Origin of the sequence: Rothia sp. HMSC078H08 (assembly GCF_001808955.1) — a bacterium.
Lineage (GTDB): Bacteria > Actinomycetota > Actinomycetes > Actinomycetales > Micrococcaceae > Rothia.
Genome location: NZ_KV795245.1, coordinates 81,266 through 90,599 on the forward strand (window position 1 = coordinate 81,266; position 9,334 = coordinate 90,599).

Consider the following 9,334-nt stretch of genomic DNA (forward strand, 5'->3'; position numbering starts at 1 on the left):
ATAAAGCATATACCCTTATCGGGATGCTACCAGATGCGCACGCGCTCCTCCGGAGCCAGGTACAGTGCATCGCCCTCAGAGACGCCAAACGCCTCATAGAACTCATCAATATTGCGTACCACACCGTTCACACGGAACTCATCCGGCGAATGCGGATCCACCGAAATCATCACCTCAGCATGCTGCGGGCGGGATTTCGTGCACCAGCCGCGAGCATTCGAGAAGAAGAAACGCTGAATACCGGTCATGCCGTCAATCACCGGTGCGTCATCCAGCGACTCAATACCCTGCTTCTTCAAAGCCAGACGGTACGCCTTCAACGCAATAGACATGCCAGCCAGGTCGCCAATGTTCTCGCCCAGAGTCAGCTCACCGTTCACGTGGAACTTCGGGTCCAGACCCACCGGAACGTACGCGTTGTACTGCTCCACCAGAGCTGCGGTGCGCTCCTTGAACTTCGCGTAATCCTCCTCGGTCCACCAGCTCTCCAGCTTGCCGTCGCCGTCGTAGCGGGAACCCTGATCGTCAAAACCATGACCAATTTCGTGGCCAATAATCATGCCGATATTGCCGTAGTTCGCCGCATCGTCAGCATCCGGGTTGAAGTACGGGGGCTGCAGAATCGCTGCCGGGAACACAATCTCGTTTGCCGGGGGCATGTAGTACGCGTTCACGGTCTGCGGAGTCATCAGCCACTCCGACTTGTCCACGGGCTGACCCTTGCGGGCAATCAGCCAGTCGGCGTCAAACGCACCGGTACGGCGCAGGTTCTCGAACAGGTCACCGGGCACGAGCTCCAGTGCGGAGAAGTCACGCCACTTATCGGGGTAACCAATCTTGGTGACGAACTTCGACAGCTTCTCCAGCGCCTTCTCGCGGGTTGCCTCAGTCATCCAGTCCAGCGATTCAATGGACTCGCGGTACGCCTCCAGGAGGTTGCCGACCAGAATCAGCATCTTCTCCTTGTGCGAAGGCGGGAAGTGCACAGCCACGTACTCCTGGCCAATCTCCTCACCCAGAGCCTTCTCGACAGCGCCCACACCGCGCTTCCAGCGCTCACGAATCTGCTGGGTACCGGAAAGGGTCTTGCCGTAGAAGTTGAAGCTCTCCTGAACCAGTTCGTCGTACATGAACGGCGCACGCGAACGCAGAACAGTCCACACAGCCCACAGCTTCCAGCTCATCAGCGGGATGGAGGTGAACAGCTTAGCCGCACCCTCAAAGAAGGACGGCTGAGCCACAATAACCTGACCCAGGGTCTCCGGGTCGGCACCCAGAGCCAGCAGCCACTGGGAGAACGGGAAGCCGGGGAACTTCTCGTCTAGCTCGGTCGCCTGGTACGGGTTGTAGGTTGCCTCAGCGTCGCGGTTCTCCACGACGTTCCAGTGCAGGCGAGCCAGCTCCGACTCGTGAGTGAACACCAGCTGAGCCGCCTGCTCCGGGGTCAGGCCGAAGCCTTCAGCCAGACCGGTCAGCTCAAACATGCGGGCAATATGCTCAACATACGCCGCGCATGCAGCCTCGTGCTTCTCTTCACGGTAGTAGGATTCATCCGGCAGGCCCAGACCCGACTGGTACAGGAAGAACGTGTAATTCTTCGGGTCCTTCGGGTCGTTGCTGGTGTACCAGGCGAACAGCTGCGGCAGACCCGCACGAGACAGCAACGCCAGGGTCACAGCCAGGTGGGAGGGGGTTGCCGAGTTCAGGATCGGGGCAATCTCCTTCAGCAGCGGCTCCAGGCCGTCCGCCTCAATCTTCTCAACATCCATGAAGGAGTTGTAGAGTGCGCCAATACGGGACTCCGGCTGCTCCTTCGCGATCTTCTCCACCAGCTCACGCACGTGCTTCTCTGCGTTATCGCGGAGGGTGTACAGGCCGCCGTCCTTGGGGCGATCCGCCGGGATTTCGTGGGTAGCAAGCCACTTACCGTTGACGTGGCGGAAGAAATCGTCGCCCGGCTTGACGGTTTCATCCACCCATTCTTTAGTGATTCCAGAGTTAGTAGTCATGGTTCCATTCTAGGTTCTTAACGTAAGAAGCCACACGATTACCGACAAGCCATCATATGGTGACTCACCAGCAAACGTGTGGCTTCCCTACACGAAAGATGGGGCAATTATGCCTGAGCCGCCAGCTTCTCTGCACGCTCAGCCATCAGACGCTTCTCAGCACCGTTAACCAGCCAGAGGAACAGAACCGCCAGACCCGAGCACACAATCATGAAGACGAACGCGGTGCTCCAACCCCAGTGATCAACAATGATGCCGATACCAGCAGAAGCCAGGGTCGCACCCAGCGCGTAACCGAACAGGCCGGTGAAGCCCGCAGCGGTACCCGCAACGTGCGAGGGAGACAGGTCAATAGCCTGCAGACCAATCAGCATAACCGGGCCGTAAATCAGGCCACCAATCAGAGCCAACGCAACGTACGCAATCCACAGCGGCGCATCCGAAGAAGGCAGCCAGTACAGCAGAATCGCGCCAACGGTCGCAATCAGGAACAGGATACCCGCGGGGGAGCGGCGACCCTTGAACATGCGGTCAGAAACGTAACCGCACAGGACGGTGCCGCCAATACCGGCAAGCTCCAGAATCGAGAAGCCCGCAATACCACCCTCAAGGGAAGCGTGGCGCACATCGTGTAGGTACTTCGGCGCCCACACCAGCACGCCGTAACGCAGGGTGTACACGAACACGTTTGCCAGAGCCAGGTACACCATAGTCGAGTTGGTCAGCACGTGCTTACGGATGGTGGTCCAGGTGGACTCTGCACGATCCTCAGCGGTGGACTCAACCTTGTGCGGGTCGTTGCGGTACACGTCAACGGTGGGCAGACCCTCAGCCTCGGGGTTGTCACGAATCAGCAGCCACGCCACGAACGCTAGAACGAAGCTGATAACAGCCGGGAACCAGAAGGCAACTTCCCAGGTCTTGCCGAACATGGAGAAGCCCCACGCAACCAGCAGACCGGACAGCGCACCACCAACGTTGTGGGCGGTGTTCCACCAGGAAACCTTCGTGCCGCGCTCGCTGGTGGAGAACCAGTTCACGAGCACACGACCCGAGGGAGGCCAACCCATACCCTGGAAGATACCGTTGAAGACCATGATGGTCGCCATGATGGAGGCGATAGCGGCACCGTAGCCTGCCGCACCCGCGCCTTCACCCATGTAACCGGTCATTGCCAGCAGGATGTTTGCAACACCCGAGAGCACCAGACCGATGGGCAGGAACAGACGCGCGTTCGAGCGGTCAGAAATCATTGCGGTGAAGAACTTGCTGAAGCCGTAAGCGAGCAGCAGTGCCGTGGACAGTGCACCAATTGCTGCGTTGCTGAAGCCAAGTTCCTTGGTCAGAATCGGGGTGACCAGCGGGACGTTGTTACGAATCAGGTAGAAGGTCGCGTAACCGATGAAGATACCCATGAAGACCTGTAGGCGCATGCGCGGGTACTTCGCATTAACTTCTGCTTCGCTGAGCTGGGGCTTGGGTGCCGGAATAGCGAGCCAGCGGGGTGTAGAACCCTTCTTCTTCTTCTTCTTTGATGAAGTGGTAGTAGTCATGCTGGAATTCTAAAAACGGCGGCTTATAAAAATGCTAATCCGCTGGAAATGTTTTCAGTAGAATGTTCACTATGGTGAACGGATATTCGGAGCGATTATTCTATTAATACTGTTTTTACCCTGGAATTACGGGGAAGTGCTAAATCTGTGTGATGTATATCTGTCTACTGGGCAACAGTGCCACAAGTGCTGCGGTGAATATAAATACTTTCCTTGTTGAGTAAGTATGTGTTTTGGTCAGACCACACTTAAATTTAGAGTAATTTATACCCTAAGTTCAAAAAGAAAACCACTTGGACACCAATAAATCACCGCCCTAAAACAGCACAGAAAACCCGCCCGCACGGTGCAGAAGAAAAACCGTACGGGCGGGCCTGTTATCTATCCCCAAAAGCTCGGCATACAGTCGGTACGCATACCGGCACGAAGCCGAACAGCCGCCACCTGCCGCAGGTTACCGCGAGCAAACCATCATCCGGTCAACCCGCAGCAGGCAGCGGAACCAATAGGCGCCTCCTAGAGGGATGCGCGAATCGCCTTGGTGGCGTCCACCAGGTGACGCAGAGACTGCTTGGTCTCCTCGTAATCACGAGTCTTCAGACCACAGTCAGGGTTCACCCACAGGTCAGCAATGGTGCCGTAACCAATCGCAGCCTTCAGCAGGGACTCAATCTCATCCTGCGAAGGAACACGCGGGGAGTGGATGTCCCACACGCCGGGGCCCAGACCGGAAACGAAGCTCTCCGGAATATCAGCCAGCAGCTCCATGTGCGAGCGGGCGGCCTCGATGCTGGTCACGTCAGCGTTCAGAGCGTTAATCGAGTCGATAATCTCGTTGAACTCCGAGTAGCACAGGTGGGTGTGAATCTGAGTGGAATCCTTCACCGCGCTGGTTGCCAGGCGGAAGGAATTCACCGACCAGTCCAGGTACTGCGGCTGCTCGTCGCGGCGCAGGGGCAGTAGCTCGCGCAGAGCCGGCTCGTCCACCTGAATGATGCGGATGCCCGCCTGCTCCAGGTCGGCAATCTCGTCGGCAAGAGCCAGAGCCACCTGGTTAGCGGTCTCGCGGCGGGGCTGGTCGTCACGCACGAAGGACCACGCCAGAATCGTCACCGGGCCGGTGAGCATGCCCTTGACCGGCTTATCGCTCAGCGACTGTGCGTGGGAGCTCCACGGAACGGTGAACGCCTCACCGCGCAGGCCCTCACCGTGACGCTTCACGTCACCGAACAGGATCGAGGGGCGGGTGCAACGCGAACCATAGGACTGAACCCAGCCGTGGCGGGTGGTTGCGAAGCCGTCGAAGTTCTCGGCGAAGTACTGAACCATGTCGTTACGCTCAGCCTCACCGTGAACCAGCACGTCCAGGCCCAGCTCCTCCTGCAGTGCGATAACCGAAGCAATCTCGTCACGCAGGAAGCCGTTCAGTTCCTCGGCGGAAATCTTGCCCGCACGAGCCTCCGCACGGCGACGGCGAATCTCAGCGGTCTGCGGGAAAGAACCGATGGTGGTGGTCGGCAGCTTCGGCAGGTTCAGGTCAGCCTGAGCCGCGCGGCGAACGTCAATGGTCGGGCGGTCGAAGTCCTCAGCGGTCACAGCTGCGGCGCGGGCACGAATCTCATCGTTGTGCTTGCGCGGGTCAGCGGCGAAGCGAGCCAGCGCCTCATCAGCAGCCTTCAGCTCCGGCTCAACAGCAGCCTCACCCTCAGCCAGGCCACGAGCCAGCAGTGCAATCTCGGCGACCTTCTGGTCGGCGAAGGCCAGGCCGTCCACGGGAACCTCGGCGGGGTCTTCCAGAACCAGGTCGTGCGGCACGTGCTGCAGGGAGGTCGAAGAAGCCACAGACACGGCACCCTCGGATGCGCCGGGCAGCGCCTCCAGGGTCTTCAGGGCGGCGCGAACGTCGGCACGCCACACGTTGCGGCCGTTCACAACACCGGCAACCAGGTGCACGCCAGCAGCAGAAACAGACTCCAGCTCAGCCTTCGAGTACACGCCGTGCACCAGGTCAAGGTGCAGCGCCTCAATACCGGTGCCCAGCAGCGCCGGCAGGTTCTCACGCAGGGAACCGTAGGGGCTGGTCACCAGAATCTGCGGGCGCTTCTCGCCGGTAGCCAGGGCGCGGTAGGTGCGCTCAGCCAGCTGCGCAACCTTCGCGTTGTCGGCACGGTCCACGGTCAGGCCCGGCTCGTCCAGCTGAACCCACTCAACACCGCGCTCAGCCAGCTGCTCCAGCACCTGAGCGTACGCGGCAACGAACTCATCCAGACGGTCAACGGGGGAGAAGTCCTCAGCGGAACCCTGCTCAGCCTTAGCACCCAGCAGCAGGGTCAGCGGGCCAACAATCTGCGGGCGAACCTTCACGCCAGCCTGCTTTGCAACCTCAAGCTGCTCGTCAATAGCCTCAAGGTTCAGCTTAATCTCGGTGCCGGCACCAATCTCGGGCACCAGGTAGTGGTAGTTGGTGTCGAACCACTTAGTCATCTCCAGAGGAGGCAGGGTCTCGGTACCGCGCGCCAGTGCGAAGTAGCCGGGCAGATCCAACAGACCGCGTGCATCCTTAGCCTCAGCCAGACGCTCGGGAACCAGGGTGAACAGGCGAACCACATCAAGCACCTGGTCGTAGTAGGAGAAGGTCGCCGGAATCGAGTAGTTATCAGCCTTCAGACCCGCAGCGGTCACGCGCTCGAAGTAGGTGCGCTGCACGTCAGCGGCGGTGTCCTGCAGCTCCTGCAGGGTTGCCTTGCCCTTCCAGAAAGCCTCCTGAGCCTTCTTCAGTTCGCGGAAGCGGCCCACGCGGGGGTAGCCAACAATGGTTGCGGCGGGGAATGCGGTGTTCGACATAATATTTTTTCCTTTACTGGGGATAGATAGGGGAGTCAGTTCCGGCGTTTTACCACCCGACTGTGGGTGGTGAAACGGAGGACTCAACAACTCCCGGAATATTTGTGGGGGAGACAATGGGAACGCATCCGACAAGGAGCGTTATGGGTTGAGGCGGGGGTGTTTAGACGTATTCCAGTTCGCTCAGCGACTGAGAGAAACGGTTACTGTACCGCGGCAAATCCAGCTGATCCAGAACGTCCAGAACCGCCGCATGCTCGTTGAAGGTGAAGAAGTGCAGACCCGGCGCGCCCGCGTCCATCACGGCGCGGCACTGGTTCAACGCGTACTCAACACCGATGCGGTGCAGCTCAGCGCTACTGGTTGCCGTCTCCAGGGCGTACGCAAGATCCGCCGGAACCGACATGCCCGCCATCTGGCAGAGATTCTGCAACCGCTTCAGCGAGGTTACCGGCATGATGCCCGGAATAATCGGAATATCCACACCCGCCAGGTGCGCCGAATCGACCAGGGCGCTGTAGCGTTCATCCTCAAAGAACACCTGAGTGATTGCGAAGTCCGCGCCGGCACGCTGCTTGGACAGCAGAATCTCAATATCCTGCAGCAGGGATGCCGACTCGGGGTGCTTCTGCGGGTACGCCGCCACACCGATCGACACCTTACCCGCCGCCAGGTGGGCGAAATCTTCACGTTCCACGCGGCGAATCAGCTCGACCAGGTAGCGGGCGAAGGGAAGCTCCGAAACCTGACCTTCCTGCACGTCACCGCGCAGCGCCAGGAAACCGCGCACGCCCAGACCCAGAATCAGGCGGACCGCACGCTCCAGCTCGTGCACCGAGTGGCCCGCACAAATCAGGTGTGCCAGGGGGGTGAGGGAGGTTTCGTGCACCAGGTAGTCGAGCAGCGCCAGCGTCTTCTGACGGCGCTTCGCGTCACCGGCGTAGGTGACCGATACGTAGTCGGGGTTGGTACCCTCAAGCTCGGCAATGGTGCGGAGCAGCGACTCACAGCTTGCGTGTGAGCGCGGAGGGAATAGCTCAAAAGAAAGAGCCGGGTGAACTGTCGTCATAACCATCCTTCGTGTTCACCCGATAGATACGCACCGTAAGGGTGCGCGAATTCTTCTGCAGGATGCGCGCCACCGGTTTGCGGGTGCGCATCATCAAGGGGTGCCGAAGGGTATTCTTCTCTATCGGTTCTGGCGGGAGCACCTTGTCCGTACCCTGCACCGTGACGGTGGGGGATACTGGCGAGGTTGCTGCGACGTCTACGAGCCAGATCTCTCGGTCGCTCTTGATAGATAACGCTTTCACTCTACCCACTGCCTCCGAGGGTGTGCAAGGGATGCGGCGGTTGATGTCCTAATATTTCTGGACATGACATTGGGGAGAAATATGAACTTAATATGACTGACTATGACGAAGGGGGGCTGGGGGCGTTGCGGGTAGGGCTGTCGGCTGACCCTGGATGCCCGGAACTATCGCAGATACGTCTGCTTAATATTCTTGGACACGCACGAATATATGTGTTTTATCTTTCATTGAGGGGTAGGGTAGCTAGTGAGGCACGGGTAGTGTTTCAATGTCCGCTCATCGAGGAGTTTCAGGGCTCAAAGATGAGTTCAATATGACTTTGTGAGCGTGGTGAGAATGAAAAAGCTATTTTCTTCTATACTCTGGTCCTTCCGCCTAGCATGGAAAACCTGTCCCACAACCCTGGTGAGCGTCGCCCTATCGCTAGCCGTCATCGCCTGCATTCCCTTGAGCCAGTCCCTGCTGATCGGTAATACAGTATCAGCCTTGAGTGGTTCAAATGGTGGCGCGGCCTGGATTTATATCGTTGCTCTTGCCCTTGTTGTCGGAATTAATATCATTGCTAAACGCTGGGTCATAAGTAACATGCTCATCCTCAAATCAAAGGTGAACTATCGGGTTCACTGCATGTTAAATAACAGGTTATCTACATTTCCGTTATCTGATATAGGTAGCACAAAATCACAGGAAGATATACGTGCTGCTAGAGAGGCAATATCGAAACAGGAATTGCAGGTTCACACCATGTCAGTTATGACACTGGTGAGTGCCTTCGCAATGGTGTTACTTCTCTGTCTTAATATCGCGAACGTCAGCATTGTGGCAGCAATTTTTGCGGCACTGTGTTCACTACCCCTATCTATTGCAATGGTGATTCTCGCTAAACGTGATTACGCTATCTACACCCTAATGTACGAGGACTATCGGGCAGAGAACTACTATCTAGACAATCTGATGGCTCAAAGTCGCGCCCAAGAACTTCACCTCATGAGAGCCTCCCGATTTTTCTCGCAACGCGTAGCGTCCTGGCGACGCCGGGCGGCTGGTAGGGAATTGAGCCTTGAAAGTGTTAGAGGAATCATCTCCGTAGTTGCAGGGCTACTCTGCTCTGTCTTACTTTTTGCGTCCCTGTACTTCCTTGTGGATTCAGGCGCCAATATATCGTATGTGGCCGGATCGCTGATTGGAATCATTGCCTGTGTTGACGCGACCCAAGAGGTGGGATATTCATTTGGTCAGATTATTAATGGAGCATTATCTGTTCAGCAATTCCGAAGGGTATGCGACTCTGATACTTACGACCATGCTTCTGAGATAAAAACTTCTAACCCTAACCATGAAAATATTTCAAAAATTATATGCAAAGATGTATCCGTTCAGTATGAGGGCGTGTCGTCTTTTGCGCTTAAAGATATTAATCTTGAGCTGATGAATAATCAAATGATTGCAGTAGTTGGTGCCTCGGGCGCGGGAAAAACAACGCTAATAAATGCAATTCTTGGAATTACACCAATTGCCCAGGGGAGCATAACGTATAAGGGTGCTTTTTCTGAGAGTAAATACAACATGTTGGCAAATGTGGGTTTGGTGAGTCAAGACTACGGCCGTTATGAAC

General features: G+C 57.3%; 5 protein-coding genes and 1 riboswitch. Of the genes, 1 reads left to right on the forward strand and 4 read right to left on the reverse strand.

Features of this window, described 5'->3' with window-relative positions; translation table 11 throughout:
• Positions 1-26: 26 nt before the first annotated feature.
• The 4 genes from HMPREF2528_RS02130 to HMPREF2528_RS02145 all read right to left on the reverse strand — a co-directional run bounded on the left by HMPREF2528_RS02130 (position 27) and on the right by HMPREF2528_RS02145 (position 7,475).
• Positions 27-2,009 carry a M13 family metallopeptidase gene (locus HMPREF2528_RS02130; RefSeq protein ID WP_070542020.1) on the reverse strand — a complete coding sequence of 661 codons (1,983 nt, stop codon included), beginning with the start codon at positions 2,007-2,009 and terminating at the stop codon, positions 27-29.
• Between the two features lie 107 nt (positions 2,010-2,116).
• Positions 2,117-3,562, reverse strand: coding sequence for an MFS transporter (locus HMPREF2528_RS02135; protein WP_070542024.1), 1,446 nt, complete (start codon positions 3,560-3,562; stop codon positions 2,117-2,119).
• Positions 3,563-4,078: 516 nt separating this feature from the next.
• A complete protein-coding gene (gene metE / locus HMPREF2528_RS02140; RefSeq protein WP_070542026.1) occupies positions 4,079-6,406 on the reverse strand; it encodes a 5-methyltetrahydropteroyltriglutamate--homocysteine S-methyltransferase in 2,328 nt (775 codons plus the stop codon).
• A 163-nt stretch (positions 6,407-6,569) separates the two neighbouring features.
• A complete protein-coding gene (locus HMPREF2528_RS02145; RefSeq protein WP_070542029.1) occupies positions 6,570-7,475 on the reverse strand; it encodes a methylenetetrahydrofolate reductase in 906 nt (301 codons plus the stop codon).
• A 117-nt stretch (positions 7,476-7,592) separates the two neighbouring features.
• Positions 7,593-7,709: riboswitch (SAM riboswitch) on the reverse strand.
• Between the two features lie 346 nt (positions 7,710-8,055).
• Between HMPREF2528_RS02145 and HMPREF2528_RS02150 the strand changes: the two genes are divergently transcribed.
• Positions 8,056-9,334 (forward strand): ATP-binding cassette domain-containing protein (locus tag HMPREF2528_RS02150; RefSeq protein ID WP_070542037.1); only part of this gene is annotated, 1,279 nt, incomplete at its 3' end.